The sequence below is a fragment of the Bacillus nitroreducens genome (assembly GCF_964021195.1).
Genome location: NZ_CAXHYI020000001.1, coordinates 1 through 15,954, shown reverse-complemented (window position 1 = coordinate 15,954; position 15,954 = coordinate 1). Strand labels below are relative to the sequence as shown.

The 15,954-nt window shown below is 38.2% G+C and carries 17 protein-coding genes; 12 read left to right on the top strand and 5 right to left on the bottom strand.

Translation table 11 applies throughout. The features are described from left to right. Positions 1–12: 12 nt before the first annotated feature. The gene (locus ACWPVE_RS00085; RefSeq protein WP_453989700.1) at positions 13–708 is read right to left on the bottom strand and encodes a YetF domain-containing protein; all 696 of its coding nucleotides are present in this window, start codon (positions 706–708) and stop codon (positions 13–15) included. A gap of 169 nt (positions 709–877) precedes the next feature. On the opposite strand from ACWPVE_RS00085, the gene ACWPVE_RS00080 reads away from it, so the two are divergent. Continuing rightward, positions 878–1,531, top strand: a complete 654-nt coding sequence (locus tag ACWPVE_RS00080; protein ID WP_453989698.1) for an SDR family oxidoreductase — start codon at positions 878–880, stop codon at positions 1,529–1,531. 406 nt (positions 1,532–1,937) lie between these two features. Here the strand turns inward: ACWPVE_RS00080 and ACWPVE_RS00075 are convergent, their stop codons facing one another. Continuing rightward, complete coding sequence (locus ACWPVE_RS00075; RefSeq protein WP_453989696.1) at positions 1,938–2,921, bottom strand: Gfo/Idh/MocA family protein; 984 nt, start codon at positions 2,919–2,921, stop codon at positions 1,938–1,940. Positions 2,922–3,027: 106 nt separating this feature from the next. On the opposite strand from ACWPVE_RS00075, the gene ACWPVE_RS00070 reads away from it, so the two are divergent. The 7 genes from ACWPVE_RS00070 to vanY all read left to right on the top strand — a co-directional run bounded on the left by ACWPVE_RS00070 (position 3,028) and on the right by vanY (position 10,018). Further along, on the top strand, positions 3,028–4,329 hold the full coding sequence (locus tag ACWPVE_RS00070) for a purine/pyrimidine permease (protein ID WP_453989694.1): 1,302 nt from the start codon (positions 3,028–3,030) through the stop codon (positions 4,327–4,329). A gap of 76 nt (positions 4,330–4,405) precedes the next feature. Beyond that, positions 4,406–5,209, top strand: a complete 804-nt coding sequence (locus tag ACWPVE_RS00065; RefSeq protein WP_453989692.1) for an ABC transporter permease — start codon at positions 4,406–4,408, stop codon at positions 5,207–5,209. 3 nt (positions 5,210–5,212) lie between these two features. Next, positions 5,213–6,022, top strand: a complete 810-nt coding sequence (locus ACWPVE_RS00060; protein WP_453989691.1) for an ABC transporter permease — start codon at positions 5,213–5,215, stop codon at positions 6,020–6,022. 15 nt (positions 6,023–6,037) lie between these two features. Next, positions 6,038–7,045, top strand: a complete 1,008-nt coding sequence (locus ACWPVE_RS00055) for an ABC transporter ATP-binding protein (protein WP_453989689.1) — start codon at positions 6,038–6,040, stop codon at positions 7,043–7,045. 219 nt (positions 7,046–7,264) lie between these two features. Further along, positions 7,265–7,960 (top strand): vancomycin resistance response regulator transcription factor, VanR-F/VanR-M family, encoded by a 696-nt coding sequence (vanR, locus tag ACWPVE_RS00050; protein WP_453989687.1) that lies wholly within the window; start codon positions 7,265–7,267, stop codon positions 7,958–7,960. After that, positions 7,953–9,065, top strand: coding sequence for a sensor histidine kinase (locus tag ACWPVE_RS00045; RefSeq protein WP_453989684.1), 1,113 nt, complete (start codon positions 7,953–7,955; stop codon positions 9,063–9,065). Before vanR ends, ACWPVE_RS00045 begins: the two co-directional genes overlap by 8 nt. Positions 9,066–9,166: 101 nt before the next feature. Beyond that, positions 9,167–10,018, top strand: a complete 852-nt coding sequence (gene vanY / locus ACWPVE_RS00040; protein ID WP_453989682.1) for a VanY-A/VanY-F/VanY-M family D-Ala-D-Ala carboxypeptidase — start codon at positions 9,167–9,169, stop codon at positions 10,016–10,018. 41 nt (positions 10,019–10,059) lie between these two features. On the opposite strand, the gene ACWPVE_RS00035 is transcribed toward vanY, so the two are convergent. Further along, positions 10,060–11,421 (bottom strand): YjiH family protein, encoded by a 1,362-nt coding sequence (locus tag ACWPVE_RS00035; RefSeq protein ID WP_453989680.1) that lies wholly within the window; start codon positions 11,419–11,421, stop codon positions 10,060–10,062. 219 nt (positions 11,422–11,640) lie between these two features. On the opposite strand from ACWPVE_RS00035, the gene ACWPVE_RS00030 reads away from it, so the two are divergent. From ACWPVE_RS00030 to ACWPVE_RS00020, 3 genes are all read left to right on the top strand, one after another. Beyond that, positions 11,641–11,793 carry a hypothetical protein gene (locus ACWPVE_RS00030; protein ID WP_453989678.1) on the top strand — a complete coding sequence of 51 codons (153 nt, stop codon included), beginning with the start codon at positions 11,641–11,643 and terminating at the stop codon, positions 11,791–11,793. A gap of 158 nt (positions 11,794–11,951) precedes the next feature. Continuing rightward, positions 11,952–12,917, top strand: a complete 966-nt coding sequence (locus ACWPVE_RS00025; protein WP_453989676.1) for a bile acid:sodium symporter family protein — start codon at positions 11,952–11,954, stop codon at positions 12,915–12,917. A gap of 155 nt (positions 12,918–13,072) precedes the next feature. Continuing rightward, positions 13,073–13,591: an acyl-CoA thioesterase gene (locus ACWPVE_RS00020; protein WP_453989674.1), complete on the top strand. Its 519-nt coding sequence runs from the start codon at positions 13,073–13,075 to the stop codon at positions 13,589–13,591. Between the two features lie 19 nt (positions 13,592–13,610). On the opposite strand, the gene mscL is transcribed toward ACWPVE_RS00020, so the two are convergent. Both mscL and ACWPVE_RS00010 read right to left on the bottom strand, forming a co-directional pair. Then, positions 13,611–14,000: a large conductance mechanosensitive channel protein MscL gene (gene mscL, locus ACWPVE_RS00015; RefSeq protein ID WP_453989672.1), complete on the bottom strand. Its 390-nt coding sequence runs from the start codon at positions 13,998–14,000 to the stop codon at positions 13,611–13,613. 71 nt (positions 14,001–14,071) lie between these two features. Continuing rightward, positions 14,072–14,371 carry a hypothetical protein gene (locus ACWPVE_RS00010; protein ID WP_453989670.1) on the bottom strand — a complete coding sequence of 100 codons (300 nt, stop codon included), beginning with the start codon at positions 14,369–14,371 and terminating at the stop codon, positions 14,072–14,074. Between the two features lie 168 nt (positions 14,372–14,539). Between ACWPVE_RS00010 and ACWPVE_RS00005 the strand changes: the two genes are divergently transcribed. After that, positions 14,540–14,989 (top strand): CoxG family protein, encoded by a 450-nt coding sequence (locus tag ACWPVE_RS00005; protein WP_453989668.1) that lies wholly within the window; start codon positions 14,540–14,542, stop codon positions 14,987–14,989. Positions 14,990–15,954: the final 965 nt, after the last annotated feature.

Below are 15,954 nucleotides of genomic sequence, written 5' to 3'. Positions count from 1 at the left end.
TTGCGCATTTTATTAATGTACCATCTGTTCCTTATGGCCTATAAACAGTGAACCATCTTGTTGGACTTCTGCATACATTACATCTTTCGGAGTTGAAATACCTACTTGTTTTAATTGTTGCATGAGCCAATCATGATTTAAATCAAGTTCTGCCAAATTCTTGGTCAACACTTTTCCATCCGCGATTATCTCTGTAGGGAGGGAAAAGATTTTTGTTTTTGAAGCGATATTCATATCACCTTTCGTCACTGCCAAATCTTCTTCTTTTTTCAATATAGATAGTTTTCCATTGGTTTCATAGATCGCATAATCAACCTCTTTGATTGAAAAAACATTTTGTTGCCTTAATAATGTATTCATTGTATCAACGTCAAGTCTACTTTTACGAAGACTCTTCTCAAGAAGTTCTCCGTTTTTTACAATAATGATAGGATCACCGTTTAATAATTTTCGCGCTTTTTTTGACTTCAGTTCAATCGTATCAATTAATAAAGTGATGATTGCCCAGCCAGTCAATGAGATGATTCCATGAAGAATACTAAAGCTAGGATTGGTTAATAGGTTTGCTGTAATGGACCCGATTGCTATAGCGGAAGCAAAACTAAAAAACGTCATTTGACTAATCTCTTTTCTTCCCATTAACCTCGTTAATGTATATAAACAGAAAAAACCAAGTGTAATTCGAAAAACTAACTCTGGAATATTCATATTCCAACATCCTCCCATAACCTTTCATATATACATTTTTTGCTAATGCAGATTCATTTATGCTTTATCCATTTGTTTTTACCATCTTCTGTCTAGGAAAACCTATCATTTGATATCTTATAGTTAACTTGTAATAATGGAAGAAATGGAAAAGAAAGGGGCTAGATCGATGAAGGTTTGTGTAGTCGGAGCAAATGGACAAATTGGAAAACAAGTAGTCGAGTTATTAAAGAATAGTGGGGAGCATACACCTCTAGCGATGGTACGTAAACAAGAACAAGTAGCCTATTTTGAGAATTTGGGTGTCGAGACCGTTGTCGCAAGCATCGCTGAGAGTGTTGGTAGCATTGCTGAAGCCATTGCAGGTTGTGATGCCATTGTGTTTACTGCTGGTTCTGGTGGTCATACAGGTCCTGACCAAACTTTGTTAATTGACCTTGATGGTGCAGTTAAAACGATTGAAGCAGCGGAACAAACAGGCGTCAAGCGCTTTGTGATGGTAAGTGCACTTGGTGCCAACGATCGAGAAAGATGGAACGAAGCCATTCGTCCATATTATGTCGCAAAGCATTATGCAGATCGAATACTCGAACAAAGTGATTTAATTTATACGATTGTTCGACCAGGTGGTTTATTGAATGATGAGGGTACTGGTATGGTTGCAATTGGAGATCGTTTAACAAGACAAACAATCCCTCGTGCAGATGTTGCCAAAGTTATTGTGTCAGCTTTAACCGAAGAAGCTACCTATTATCAATCCTTTGATCTCGTCAGTGGAGAAATACCAATTGGCGACGCTTTGAAAAATGTAAAAAGTGAGTAAAAGAACCGCTTGCGACTATATTGGTCGCAAGCGGTTTTTTTTGTAAAAAAATCTAGCCCAATTGCATCATGAATGCAAATAAGCATTTCATTCCGACATAGATTTGCGGAAAAGAGGGTGGTGTGTTCCAAAAAGCTCTAATTCTGACAGAGCTACTTGAAAAATGGGGTCGAGTGTCCAAATCGTCCATTGACTCTGACAGAGCTTCGCCGAAAAAAAGCTGAGAGTCTAAATCGTCCATTGATTCTGACAGAGTTTTGCTGGAAAAAAACTGAGAGTCCAAATCGTCCTCTGATTTTGACAAAGCTCCCCAGTAAAGTGAGTTGAGAGTCCCAATCCGCCTCTAATTCTGACACAGTTCCGCTAATAAACAGCGTCCTCTGTCCAAAAGTCATTACAGGTTATCTTACCTATCTGCAGGAAACACTAATCCAATTTGCTTCCGTGCTTCATCTAATATTTCCATGACAGCCATAGAATTTTCATAGCTATTGACAGTTGATTCTAGAGCGCCATTTTGAATCAGTTCAATAAATTCTTTCGCCTCGTAATACATCTGGTGCTGATCAGGAAGAACGGAGATGTCTTCAACGCGACCATCACGGTAGTGAATTTCTACTTTTTCAGGTGAACTGATTTTATCAATTAAGATACTACCATTTTCACCTTGAATTTCTGAAGGGATATAGGAGTTTGTGATTTTCGAAAACATGACCATTCCTTCCATCCCATCATAGTGCGCGAGTATGCCACCTTCACCATCGACACCAGAATCAAGCATAAGGGCACTTGCTTTAATAGAGTTTGGCTTACCAAACAATTGGACCATCGGATAGACGCAGTACACGCCAATATCCATTAATGACCCGTTTGAAAATTCAGGTTTGAAGGCATTTAGAACCGTTCCTTCTTTATAGGCATCATAGCGGGAAGAATATTGGCAATAGCTCGCAAAGTAACGGCGTACTGGGCCAATTTTATGTAAGTTCTCGCGAATGCTTGAATAAGAAGGGAGAAATCCTGACTTTAGCGCCTCCATTAATAGTACTTTGTTTTCCTTTGCTGCTTGAATCATTTCTTTTAGCTCTCTCGTATTTGATGCAATCGGTTTTTCACAAAGAACATGTTTACCATGTTTTAATAGATTGATTGCTTGGGAAGCGTGGAAAGAGGTTGGGCTTGCGATATACACAGCATCCAAGACATCAGATTGTGCCATTTCTTCAATCGACGTAAAGGTATGTGGTGCTTGGTGTTTCTCTGCAAATTCTTTAGCGCGTTCCTCTGTCCGCGAATATACCGCAGTTAATGCAAAATCCTCAATTGTTGTTGCTGCTTCTAAAAAAGCTTCTGTAATCCAGTTGGTGCCAATTATTCCAAATCGAATCATACATATCCTCCATTAGTAAAAGATATATTCATTATATCAAAGATAAAAAGCGAATGAAAAAATGGTAAAATGAGTAAGTGAACCTAACAAGAATAGGGATGAGGATATGAAAGTTTTTTTTAGTTCATTACAATGGCTTGCTTTTATTATTGCTAGTTCCGTTGTTGCACCGATTGCAATTGCGGCTCTATATGGAATGGACCCTGGCGAGACAGCTCGTTTCGTTCAACGTACGTTCTTTGTATTGGGAATTTCAGGGTTGGTTCAAGTGTATTTTGGACACCGACTGCCGATTAATGAAGGGCCTGCTGGGTTATGGTGGGGCGTATTCATTATTTATGCTGGATTGGGACCAACTTTATATGGTTCAGGTGAGGAAACGCTTCGGGTCATTGAAGCAGGCATATTGGTAAGTGGGTTTCTTTTTATGTTATTAAGTGCTCTCGGTATTATTGAGCGACTTTCAACATTATTTACCCCCGTAGTAACAGGGACGTATTTAATCTTACTTTCCCTTCAATTGAGTGGTTCCTTTTTAAATGGAATCTTTGGAGTCGGATACCAGGGGTCAGAAACCGTTGATTTAAAAATCCTTGTGATTTGTTTATTCCTTATCGTTTTTACGTTTGTTTTTGCCGAAAAAGGCCCTCGAGCCATCAGACAATATTCCATCCTCATTAGCTTAGCCCTTGGGTGGGCCATTTTTGCGATGTTTGGATTAACCGAAAAGACAAATGCAACTTCAGATAAATGGATAGAAGTTCCTGATCTCTTTGCTTTCGGACTCCCTACCTTTGATGGTGGAATGGTGACAACGTCCATTCTCGTAACCTTATTGCTTTTAACGAATATGATTGCAAGTGTTAGAGTCGTTGAACAAGTTCTTCAATCACAAAAGGTACCACTAGAAAAAACGAGGTATCGTCAAGCGGGGTTTATGGCAGGAATTAACCAGCTTTTTGCAGGGCTTTTTTCAGCGGTTGCACCTGTGCCAATCTCTGGAGCCGCAGGTTTTATCGCAACCACGAAAATTAATAGTAGGCTACCGTTTATTGTAGGAAGTTTTATTTTGGTCGGAATTAGCTTCTTGCCAACCGTCATGAATTTTCTCTCAGGCTTGCCCGCACCAGTTGGTTATGCAACGGTTTTTATTATTTTTGCGAACTTGATGCTACCAGCATTAGCGGCTTTTGAAAATCTTCAAGGTAGTAGTCACTCCAGGATGATTGTCGTCTTTTCGTTATTCGTTGGAGTAGGGTCAATGTTTGTACCTTCTGCTGCTTTTAAAGATGCACCGCCCATGTTAACATCGATTTTAAATAATGGGCTAGTCCTTGGAACAGTTGTCGCTATCATAATTGAACAAACACTTACAAGGCTAGGTTCTAAAAAGAAAGCAAGAGCTTAGGTGAAGGAGTCCTAATTGTGATACTATATAGAAAAGTCTGTTAATATAGTTTGATAGTCTCAGTAGAGGTGACCCTATGGATTCGGTAAAAATGTATATAGCTTTTACGAAAAAAGCATTTATGAGATCGGCTGCCTATCGTTTTGACGTTTGGACAAGACTGGTTTCAAATATTATTTTTCTATTAATGTGGATGTCAATTTGGTATGCACTCTATATGGATAAAGACGAGGCCAGTGGAATTTCGTTAACGGCAATGCTTACATATGTTGCAGTTAGCCAGTTTTTAACAGCAGTCAATGGCGCTGGAACACCTTTGTGGGAACTACAAGAAAAGGTACGTACAGGGGACATCGCACTCGAGTTAATGAGACCCTTCGATGTACCTTTACGTTATTTGTTCGCAGACTTTGGGAGTGTCGCATTTTACATGTTGACCGCTCTTGTCCCGTTATATGTCTTTTTATTTTTCTTTGTTGATTTAACCTTACCAACCTCTTGGGTGACCTGGATGTTATTTTTAGTATCTGGATTTTTAGGATTTTTGATCCGATACTGTATTGAACTCACCTTTGGTTTGTTTACGTTTTGGCTCATTGAAACAGGAGGTATTGAGGATATCTTTTATTTTTCCGTTTCGCTTTTATCTGGTTCGGTTATCCCATTATGGTTTTTCCCAGAGTGGTTGCAAACATTTGCGGAATATTTGCCATTTCAAGGAATCTATTTTATCCCGAATGCTATTTTTATAGAGGAAATCACGGGGAACGAACTTGTAGTTTCCCTCGGGATTCAACTGTTTTGGGTGGCTGTTTCTTACGCAATCCTCCGATTTGTTTGGCGTAAAGCGTCAAATAAAGTAGTTGTGCAGGGAGGGTGAACAATGAAAAAAATAATCGAATATGTGCGTTTATATTTTCGTCTAGTTGGTGCAGGAGTACGGGCGCAAATGCAGTATCGATTTGCATTCGTGATGCGGATTGTTGGAATGGTCGCAGCTTACACAGGAACAGCGGTCACGATGTGGGTAATGCTCTATCAATTCGAGGAGCTTGGAGAATGGAATTTCTATGAATTGCTTTTTCTATTTGCACTTGCTGTGTTATCGTGGGGATTTTGTATCATATTATTTTTCCATTTTAGAAGTTTGGATACCTATATTGTAAACGGAACGTTTGACCGTTTTCTCGTTCGGCCAATTAATCCGTTCTTTCACTTTATGGCAATGAAATTTGATATTGGTGCCGCAGGTCAGTTTATTTTTAGTATTTTTGTGTTTATCTGGGTTAGCAATGCCCTCGATATTCACTGGCAATTAGGGAAGATTCTCTTTTTACTTGGGGCGGTAATTGGCGGGGTATTGGTTCAAGGTGGCCTTCTTGTTTTTATATCAGCCATTGCCTTCTGGACGACAAAGTCAGAGCGGTTTTATTGGGTTGTGATGTATCCAGCCCGAAATTTAACGAATTATCCACTAGCGATTTATCCTAAAATGGTTCAATGGGTGACGGCATTCGTTGTACCATTTGGATTCGTAAATTACTTTCCAGCTGCGGTATTACTAAATAAGGAAATACCTTATTTTCCATCATTTATCGGTTATTTTACGCCGCTTGTGGGAATCGTATTTTTCACTGTCGCCTATTATGTTTGGATGCTTGGCTTGCGTCGATATAAAAGTGCTGGATCGTAAAAGGGGGTTCATGTTTTGGCCATAATTGAAGTAAAAAATCTACGAAAAGAGTTTAAAATTGCAAAAAGAGAGACAGGTTTCGTTGGGGCATTAAAAAGTGTGATGAACCGCCAGTTTGTCACGAAAGAAGCTGTGAAAGATATCTCATTCTCGATTGAAAAAGGCGAAATGGTTGGTTATATTGGGCCAAATGGTGCAGGTAAGTCAACGACCATAAAAATGCTTACGGGCATTCTTGTTCCATCAAGTGGGTCGATTCAGGTCAATGGAATTGTTCCTTATGAAAATCGAAAAGAAAATGCAAAAAACATCGGTGTTGTATTTGGTCAACGGACCCAGCTTTGGTGGGACTTACCGACAATTGAATCGTTTGAACTGTTAAAGGAGATATACCGAGTCTCAGATTCTCGTTATAAAGAGAATATGGAAACATTCACTGATATTTTAGGCTTAGGTGAGTTCTTAAATACACCTGTAAGGCAGCTCTCGCTTGGACAGAGAATGAGGGCAGACATCGCAGCCTCACTATTACATGATCCTGATATACTATTTTTAGACGAACCGACAATTGGACTTGATGTTGTCGCAAAGGAAAAAATGCGTGAGTTTATCCAGGAAATTAATACGCTACGAAATGTGACGGTTATTCTAACGACACATGATATGGAAGATATCGAGAAACTTTGTAACCGAATGATATTGATTGACCATGGCCAGAAGGTCTATGACGGCGACATTGCGGCCGTGAAATCACGCTATGGAAAGATGCGAACACTCATTGTCGATGTTGAAGAAAATGGACGGGACCTCCAAGTATCGAACGGAGAGCTTTGCAAGCAGGAAGGGAACCGTAAATGGATTCGGTTCAATCGTGATGAATATTCCGCCTCAGATGTGATTTCACAAATTACAAAAACCCATAATATTACCGATTTGACTGTAGAAGAACCTGAGATAGAATCGATTATTAGCCGAATTTATCAAGAGGGTTTTTCAAAGGAAGAAGTTCCAGTGAAAATGTAACAATTTATTTGTTTAGCACCACTAAGATTGATTTGTGGGGCTTTTTCTTTTTTGGGTCTATTCATTTAATGTTATACCGTAAATATCTCAATGTCCGTTATTAAAAGATGTCCAGAATTCAATCAATTACGGTACAAGCATCATAAAAATTTGAAAAAGAACTGGAAATAAAGGAAAATAAATTGGAATTCGTTGTTACAATTATGTAGGAGTGGAAAGATGAGAGATATATCCATATTAATTGCAGATGATGAGGATGAAATAGCCAATCTAGTTGCGATTCATTTAGAAAAAGAAGGGTACCATGTCATTCAAGTATCGGATGGAGAAGAGGCGGTTCATGTCGTAGAAACTCAGCCAATCGATTTGGTTATTTTAGATATTATGATGCCGAAAATGGATGGCTATGAAGTCACGCGTCACCTTCGTGAAAAGCATAATATGCCCATCATCTTTTTGAGTGCCAAGACATCTGATTTTGATAAAGTCCAGGGATTAGTTATTGGAGCAGATGATTATATGACAAAGCCATTTACACCAATCGAATTAGTTGCACGGGTGAATGCTCAGTTAAGACGGTTTATGAAGCTTAATCAACCAATATCCCAGAAAAAAATGAGTTTGGAATTCGGGGGACTTGTCATTTCACCTGAACAGCGTACCGTAGAGTTATATGGTGAAAATATTGAGTTAACACCAAAAGAATTTGATATTTTGTATTTATTAGCTAGTCATCCAAAGAAAGTATTCAGTGTCGAAAATATTTTCCGCCAAGTATGGGGGGAAGCATACTTTGAAGGAGGGAATACGGTTATGGTCCATATTCGCACCCTCCGAAAGAAACTGGAAGAAGATAAACGTAAAGACAAATGGATCAAGACAATATGGGGAGTTGGGTATACATTCAATGGGTAGAAGAATACGCAGTTTTCGTGCAAAGATGATCTTGTTATTTGGAATAAGTATGTTACTATCAGGCATCGTTACATATATACTTTTTAGAACGCTGCAAATCTATTATCATAACAATGTTCGTCTTGAAGATCCGTTAGCTCAATTTCGTTATTATATCGGGGCTTTCGGAGACTTTACGATCTTTTTTATTGTATTTATTTTACTTTCTTTTCTGTTTTTCTTTTTCCTTACAAAGCCCTATTCAACCTATTTCAAACAGATTTCTTCTGGGATTCATAATCTTGCACGTGGTGACTTTACACAAAGAGTACATATTCCTTCAAATGATGAATTCAGTGAAATTGCACAGGACATTAATCGTGCAGGTGAAAAATTAATAGAAGCAGTTCAAAGAGGGGATTTTTCAGAAAGTAGCAAGGACCAATTAGTTGTTAATTTGGCGCATGATTTACGTACACCCCTGACATCTGTTTTAGGTTATTTGGATTTGGTCTTGAAGGATGATGGCTTGACGAAAGAGGAGAAGGAACATTTTTTAACAGTCGCGTTTACTAAGTCCCAACGATTAGAAAGGCTAATTGATGAATTATTTGAAATTACTAGATTGAACTACGGGATGTTGCCACTTAAAAAGAGGAAAATAAATGTAACTGATCTGCTTAATCAATTAAAAGAAGAATTGTATCCCGTCTTTGAACAAAATAACCTAATTGCAAGGATAAACTGTCCACCGAATCTACCAATTTTAGGAGACGGTGATTTACTAGCTCGTGTATTTGAAAACCTTCTAACAAATGCCATTCGTTACGGAACGGATGGTCAGTTTGTCGATATCAACGGTATGATAGTTGAAGATGAAGTAGTCATACAAATCGTGAATTATGGAGATCTTATCCCAGCGAATGATATTCCACATCTCTTTGATATGTTTTATACAGGTGACAAGTCACGAACTCATCAGGAGGATAGTACAGGACTAGGCTTATTCATTGCAAAAAATATTGTGGAACAACATGATGGATCGATTATGGTAGAAAGCAATGTCATTAAGACCTTTTTTGAAGTTCATCTACCAATTGAAAGGGACCTAAATGTAGAAGAATAATCGTAAGAATAGAATTTAAGAAAAATTTAAGAATTACCCCACTCTTTATTTAAACAGTTTTTCCTATTCTTTATTCAAGGATGTAAAAGGAGGACAATTAAATGAAGAAGTGGGTTTTTTTATTCCTGCTATGTATAGGACTTATTTACTTTTATATTGAACCTGTATTTGCACCAAAAGTAGATATACAACATGGTGTGAAGGATGAGGAAGGAAACTTTGAAAATGTACATTTAATAGAGGTAACAGTGGACCAAATTTATCAGGGAAATCTACTTTTAGTGAATCAAGAATATCCTGTTCGAAAAACGAGTATTAAATCAGATATCGTACATTTACATTCTCATCCAGAATTAACTAAAGAATATGGATTAACGAATGACATCCAGTTATCTCAAGAAATCGGACGAGAATTTTCAAAGATGATTGCTGCTGCAAACAAAGAGGGTGTACGAAACTTCACCATTACCAGTGGTTTTAGAGGCTTCGAAGAACAAGGAATGCTCTATAAACAAATGGGTTCTGACTATGCTTTACCAGCTGGCTATAGTGAACACAACTTAGGTTTATCGTTAGATGTAGGATCGACTCAAATGAAAATGGCAGATGCTCCTGAAGGAAAATGGGTCGAGGAAAACGCATGGAAGTTCGGATTCATCTTACGCTATCCAAAGGACAAAACAGAGGTAACAGGCATTCAATATGAACCGTGGCATATTCGTTATGTTGGCCTTCCACATAGTGCAATTATGAACGAAAAGAATATGGTTTTAGAGGAATACTTAGACTACCTGAAGGAAGAAAAAGTTATTTCAGTAAGTATGCAAGGGGAAAATTACACAATTATATATTACCCGATCACGGAAGATACGAAGCTTGAAGTACCTAGGAATACTCACTATGAGATATCAGGAAACAATATGGATGGGGTCATTGTGACCTCATACGAGTGAATCAAAAAAATGCCCCGAAATACGTTTCGGGGCAAATCTTTCTAAAAGAATAAATACGCCATCCCAACAACAATTGGTAACGTAATTAGCGTTCGTAGTAAAAAGATAATCACGAGGTCTAGGAATGAAACGGGTAGCTTTGAACCGAGTAATAATCCACCAACCTCAGACATGTAAATTAACTGTGTAATTGACACGCCAGCGATAACAAATCGCGTTAACTCATTTTCAATATCCGCACCAATAATAGTCGGTAAAAACATATCTGCAAATCCAATTACCATTGTTTCAGCTGCAGCAGCTGCCTCTGGCACTTGCAACAACGTGAGGATAGGTACAAATGGAGCTCCGAGATATGTAAAGAATGGTGTAAACTCTGCAATAATGAGTGCAATCGTACCGATTGCCATTACGACAGGGACAACACCTAACCACATATCTAGTACGTTTTGGATACCACTCTTTAAAACTTTTGAGAAGTCTCCGCTTTTTCTTGCTTGAATGGCTGCTTTTTCCATTCCCCATTTGAACTGATTGACATTCGGCGGTATGGACTCATCGGTCTTTTTAGTTGATCCTTCATAATACGTATCCGCTTTTCTTGATAATGGTGGGATACGTGGCATGATGATGGCTGCCACTAATCCTGCTATCAGGATTGTTAAATAGAACTGACCGAACATATTCTCTAATCCCATTTGAGCAAGTATAACTACCGTAAACGTGATGGAAACAACAGAGAAAGTTGTTCCGATAATCGCCGCTTCTCTCTTCGTATAATAGCCTTCCTCATATTGCTTATTTGTTAGAAGGACTCCAACAGTACCATCTCCAAGCCATGATGCAATGGCGTCAATCGATGAACGGCCTGGTAATCGAAACAGTGGACGCATCACTTTGGTCAGCATCGCTCCAAATAGCTCTAATAATCCAAAATCAAGTAACAAGGGTAGAAATAGTCCCGCAAATAAAAATACCGAAAATAAGACAGGGATTAAATCAAATAGCAATGTCCCACCAGTTACATCAGACCAAATCGCTGAAGGACCGAGTTTAAATAAGGTCAGAATAGCGAAAATCATCCCAAGTATTCTTGTGATCACCCATACTGGTGTTACATAAAACAGTCCAGATAAAAAAGGTGATTTCGTAATAAATGCAGGCTTTACAAATAGGGATATGAGTGAAATGATCCCCGTAATCGAAATCAAGCCAGTCATAATATAAGGAATCGATCCACCTAACCAATCTTGAACAATGCCTGCTAGGATTGCAACTGGGATTGTAAATGAATCTTTATATTGAAAAGGAATAATAAATAAAAGAATTCCGATGATGGATGGTATTAGAAATTGTAAATAACTAAATACGTTTGGTTTTTCTTGATATTTTTGCTGCTCCATGGTTTCACCTCAAAAAATCTATAAAAAGTCACAATGTCTACTTTATAATAAGTTGCATTAAAATGCGAGTATTATTTTAATAAAAATGCTTAAAAACGCATAAAAATACTATTCTGAAAAAGTATTTACCAGCTTTTTGTAGCATTCCCATTTAAGTGTAAGAATAAATGTATGATGAAGGAATGCAGTGGAAAACTATAACAAAAAAGGAGTGGTATGATGAAAAAGCGACAAAAGAAAGAAGAACCTACCATCGCGGTTGGGATGGACACTGAAGATGAATTACAAAAGGATGCAACAATGGAAGAAATTGAAAAAGGAGACTTTACTCAAGTTACAATCCTCACAAATGATGAAAATGACCCGAGTTAAAAAGAAGAAGCATTGTTACTTAGGTGACAATGCTTTTTTTATTATAGGAATAAAATCCAATTTCGATAATGAACAAAATAGACAACCCCGAACATGATAAAATTGTAGTATACTAGAAATCATGCACATGTAGAGTCGGAAAAAGTGGGAGAATGATTATGTTACAGAAACTCAATAAGAAATTAGAAAAGCTTATGCCACTTATTACGCCAACAAGCGTTGTAATTGGTGTTTTACTAACTGCTTATTTAGCTCCATTTTCATATTTAGTTCCATGGATTTTTGCTTTTATTACCTTTTCTGGAGCGCTTAGTTCAAGCTTTACTTCTTTAAAAAGAGCGATTACTCATCCATTTCCTATCCTGTTAGCTCTTTTTACGTTACACCTAATCATGCCTGCATGGGCTTGGATTGTCGGTCATTTAACCTTTCCAGGCGACAGTTTTACGATTACAGGTTTGATTTTGGCAGTTGTGATTCCAACGGGGATATCTAGTTTCATCTGGGTCGCAATGAAGCATGGAAATATTGCACTCACCCTCTCTATCATTTTAATCGATACCCTGATTTCTCCATTTGTTGTACCATATAGCTTAACTCTGTTTGTAGGAAGCAATATAGAAATGGATATTTCCAGTATGATGCAAGGTCTCTTTTTCATGGTTGTGCTGCCTTCTGTCCTTGGGATGCTCGTTAATCATGTTACAAAAGGGAATGTGACAAAAACACTTAGCCCGAAGTTAGCTCCATTTTCAAAATTAGGTTTGGGCGTCGTGGTTGTATTAAACAGTGCGGAAATTGCTCCATACTTGCAAAATGTGAACCTGAAAATGATTAAAACTGCTGTTATTGTGTTTTTTATTGCGTTTTGTGGATATCTGATTGCTTGGGGAATCGGCCATTTATTGAAATTAGATAAAGACGTTATCATAGCCCTTATCTTTACAGGTGGAATGCGAAATATCAGTGCAGGTGCTGTTATTGCCATTGCATTTTTTCCACCAGAAGTAGCCGTACCAGTTGTTTTAGGAATGCTCTTCCAACAAATTTTAGCTTCAATCTATGCTTCCTTTATTGACCGAGCCTATACATTTAATCGGGTTGAACAAAAATTCACTGCATAAGCGTTAGTCTAATGGCTAACGTTTTTTTTGTGAAATATCTTGCTATTCTTTTTCAAAACACATACGATAAATATTTGTGATGACCGGGCTCAAAACTGACTGTTTGAAATACCTGTAAAACGACAAGACTAGAAATTGAAGGAAGGGATTTACATATGGAAGAAGCAAAATATTGTAAAGAGTCTTTTGTTGTAAAAACAAGTAACGTTTTTCCGCCTGATACAAATTATCATGGTACCATGTTTGGTGGTAAGTTAATGGCCTATATAGACGATGTCGCATCGATAGCTGCTGTACGTCATTCACGTTCTCCAGTTGTCACTGCATCTACAGATTCAGTGGATTTTCTACATCCAATCCAAGAGGGGAGCTCTGTTTGTTTAGAGGCTTTCGTAACTTACACAGGTCGCTCGTCCATGGAAGTTTTTGTTAAGGTGATTGCAGAGGATTTATATACGGGTGACCGGAATATCTGTGCCTTGTCATTTTTGACGTTTGTTGCGTTAGATGAGAATGGAAAACCAAAACCTGTCCCAAAAGTAATTCCAAAGTCAGAGGAAGAAAAAATGCTTCACGAATCTGGAAGAGAACGTGCGGAAAATCGCAAAAGGCGTAAAAAAGAAAACGAAAAAATGGCTGAGAAATTTAGTATTGCCCTCCCATGGGAAGTATAAAAAAGGATGTATGAGTCAATTAAGACTCAGACATCCTTTTTTGTTCTTTTAATAAATCACGAATTTCAGTGAGGAGTAGTTCCTCTTTTGTTGGAGTTGGTTCAGCAGGCTTTTCTTCTTCTTTTTTCTTAAAACGCTGGAAAAATCGAATAAACATAAAAATAGAAAAAGAAATAATTAAAAAGTCCACAACCGTTTGAAGAAACATTCCATATTTTAATTCTGCGCCTCGGAACGTGAAAGCTGCATCAGAGATTTGTACCCCTCCGAGAATAAACCCAAATAGAGGCATAATGATATCATTTACGAGTGATGTCACAATTTTTCCGAAAGCACCGCCGATGATTACCCCGACAGCAAGATCGATGACATTGCCTTTAAGGGCAAACTTTTTGAATTCATTCAGCATAAGCATTTTCTCCTTTCAAAATACAACTTATTGTTACAGATTTCTGTTTAAAAGAAAATAGTGCATAAGTCTTAACTATTGAACCTTTCCAACTGGTGTAGCATATTTTCATTTCGTAAAATTTCAATCTGTCTTTCACCTAGCAAGTCAAAGTGGGGAAATCCAGTTCGATTATGGATATATTTAGACGGAATACCGTATTTCTGTCCCCATTGAATCAGTTTTTCAAGATCTGCACAGCCAACCTTTGTTACGGTCGTCATTCCGGGGAACCGATCATCAATCCAATAATGTGTCAAAAATGCGATCTCACCTTGTGATACTTTTTTCTTCCACTCCACAAGCTCCCTGCGTTTAATACCAAAAGCCATCCCATTTCACCTCTATACGACCATTTATCTATTTTTACCCATTATATCAAAATCAATTAGTAGTGATAGTATGTCAAATTCCGTACACTTTGTCATTTGTGTTCTATAACTTTATTTTGCTAATAAAATTGTAACATCATCCAAGAAAAAATCGTTAGGAGTGGGATTTTGAAAAAAGCTGATCAATTTGTAGTCAATGCAGACAGACAAAGTGTTTATTCCGTATTTATGGATCCAATGAAACTAGGACCATGTTTTCCAGGTTGTAAAGAGGTCAAACAACTTAGTCCAACAAAATACGAAACATTGGTAGAGGTAAAAGTTCAATTTGTCCCAATCAAAATTCAGGGGGTAGGGGAGCTAAAAGAAACCATTGAAAATGAACGAATTGTCGTTGAAATGAAGGGGAAACCCGTTTCACTAGCAGGTTCCTTCACCAATACACTCACAGCGAACCTGAAGTCCATCGAACCAAACAAAACCCTTGTCGAATACGAAATGGACTTTGAAATGACAGGAAAATTAGCCTCTATCGGGGAACTTTTAATGAAAGGTTCAAAAAATAAACAATCTGCGGAATTCATGAAGAACGTGCAAGAACTATTTCAACATACGTAATCCAGCGAGTATTGTGGTATTCAGGGAATTGGAGTTTGGCTTAGCCTTGAGGGGCTCGAGTAGTGTTATTTTCCAGAAAACGGGTGTTAGTTATAACCCAGTGGTCTTCGAGTCTAGTCATATTCCAGAGAATAGGAGGTTGGCTATACTCCAGTGTTGTTCGAGAGTTGTCAGATTCCAGTAAATAGGAGAATGGCGACAATCCAGTGTTATTCGAGTGTAGTTAGCTTCCAGAAACTAGGAGGTGGGCTATACTCCAGCGCAGTTCGAGTGTAGTCAACTTCCAGAAAATAGGAGAATGACCACCCTCCAGCGCAAATCGAGTGTTGTTATCTTCCAGTAAATAGGAGAATGACGACACTCCAGCGTTATTCGAGTGTAGTCAGCTTCCAGAAACTAGGAGACTGGCTATACTCTAGCGCAGTTCGAGTCTAGTCACTTACCAGAATTTGGGTAATTGAGTATACTCCAGTGTTATTCGAGTGTAGTCAGCTTCCAGAAACTAGGAGGTGGGCTATACTCCAGCGCAGTTCGAGTGTAGTCAGCTTCCAGAAAATAGGAGAATGACCACCCTCCAGCGCAAATCGAGTGTTGTTATCTTCCAGTAAATAGGAGGTTGACGACACTCCCGTGTTATTCGAGTATTATCATCTTCAAAAAAATAGGATACTGGCTATACTCCCGCACTGATCGACTATTGTCACATCCCAGAATTTAGGTGTTAGCCACACTCCAGCCATCTTCGAGTAACATCACATCCTAGAAATTAGGGAGATGAGTACACTCTACCCTCCAATTGTTGGCACTCGACTATACGCAAGTACTTACTGTCGTCTGTACTCCAGCAAGAATCGAAAAGTACTTCACCTAGAATCAGGAAGTTCAACTAATCTCCAACCACATTTTTAAGTGTACAAATCCACGATTACAACAAAAAAGAGATTAGTAGGTACCACTCTACTAAT

What these genes read in the sequence shown, in the direction of transcription:
- ACWPVE_RS00085 (WP_453989700.1), bottom strand. Translation starts at nt 708, where the DNA reads ATGAATATTCCAGAGTTAGTTTTTCGAATTACACTTGGTTTTTTCTGT.
- ACWPVE_RS00080 (WP_453989698.1), top strand. Translation starts at nt 878, where the DNA reads ATGAAGGTTTGTGTAGTCGGAGCAAATGGACAAATTGGAAAACAAGTA.
- ACWPVE_RS00075 (WP_453989696.1), bottom strand. Translation starts at nt 2,921, where the DNA reads ATGATTCGATTTGGAATAATTGGCACCAACTGGATTACAGAAGCTTTT.
- ACWPVE_RS00070 (WP_453989694.1), top strand. Translation starts at nt 3,028, where the DNA reads ATGAAAGTTTTTTTTAGTTCATTACAATGGCTTGCTTTTATTATTGCT.
- ACWPVE_RS00065 (WP_453989692.1), top strand. Translation starts at nt 4,406, where the DNA reads ATGGATTCGGTAAAAATGTATATAGCTTTTACGAAAAAAGCATTTATG.
- ACWPVE_RS00060 (WP_453989691.1), top strand. Translation starts at nt 5,213, where the DNA reads ATGAAAAAAATAATCGAATATGTGCGTTTATATTTTCGTCTAGTTGGT.
- vanR (WP_453989687.1), top strand. Translation starts at nt 7,265, where the DNA reads ATGAGAGATATATCCATATTAATTGCAGATGATGAGGATGAAATAGCC.
- ACWPVE_RS00045 (WP_453989684.1), top strand. Translation starts at nt 7,953, where the DNA reads ATGGGTAGAAGAATACGCAGTTTTCGTGCAAAGATGATCTTGTTATTT.
- vanY (WP_453989682.1), top strand. Translation starts at nt 9,167, where the DNA reads ATGAAGAAGTGGGTTTTTTTATTCCTGCTATGTATAGGACTTATTTAC.
- ACWPVE_RS00035 (WP_453989680.1), bottom strand. Translation starts at nt 11,421, where the DNA reads ATGGAGCAGCAAAAATATCAAGAAAAACCAAACGTATTTAGTTATTTA.
- ACWPVE_RS00030 (WP_453989678.1), top strand. Translation starts at nt 11,641, where the DNA reads ATGAAAAAGCGACAAAAGAAAGAAGAACCTACCATCGCGGTTGGGATG.
- ACWPVE_RS00025 (WP_453989676.1), top strand. Translation starts at nt 11,952, where the DNA reads ATGTTACAGAAACTCAATAAGAAATTAGAAAAGCTTATGCCACTTATT.
- ACWPVE_RS00020 (WP_453989674.1), top strand. Translation starts at nt 13,073, where the DNA reads ATGGAAGAAGCAAAATATTGTAAAGAGTCTTTTGTTGTAAAAACAAGT.
- mscL (WP_453989672.1), bottom strand. Translation starts at nt 14,000, where the DNA reads ATGCTGAATGAATTCAAAAAGTTTGCCCTTAAAGGCAATGTCATCGAT.
- ACWPVE_RS00010 (WP_453989670.1), bottom strand. Translation starts at nt 14,371, where the DNA reads ATGGCTTTTGGTATTAAACGCAGGGAGCTTGTGGAGTGGAAGAAAAAA.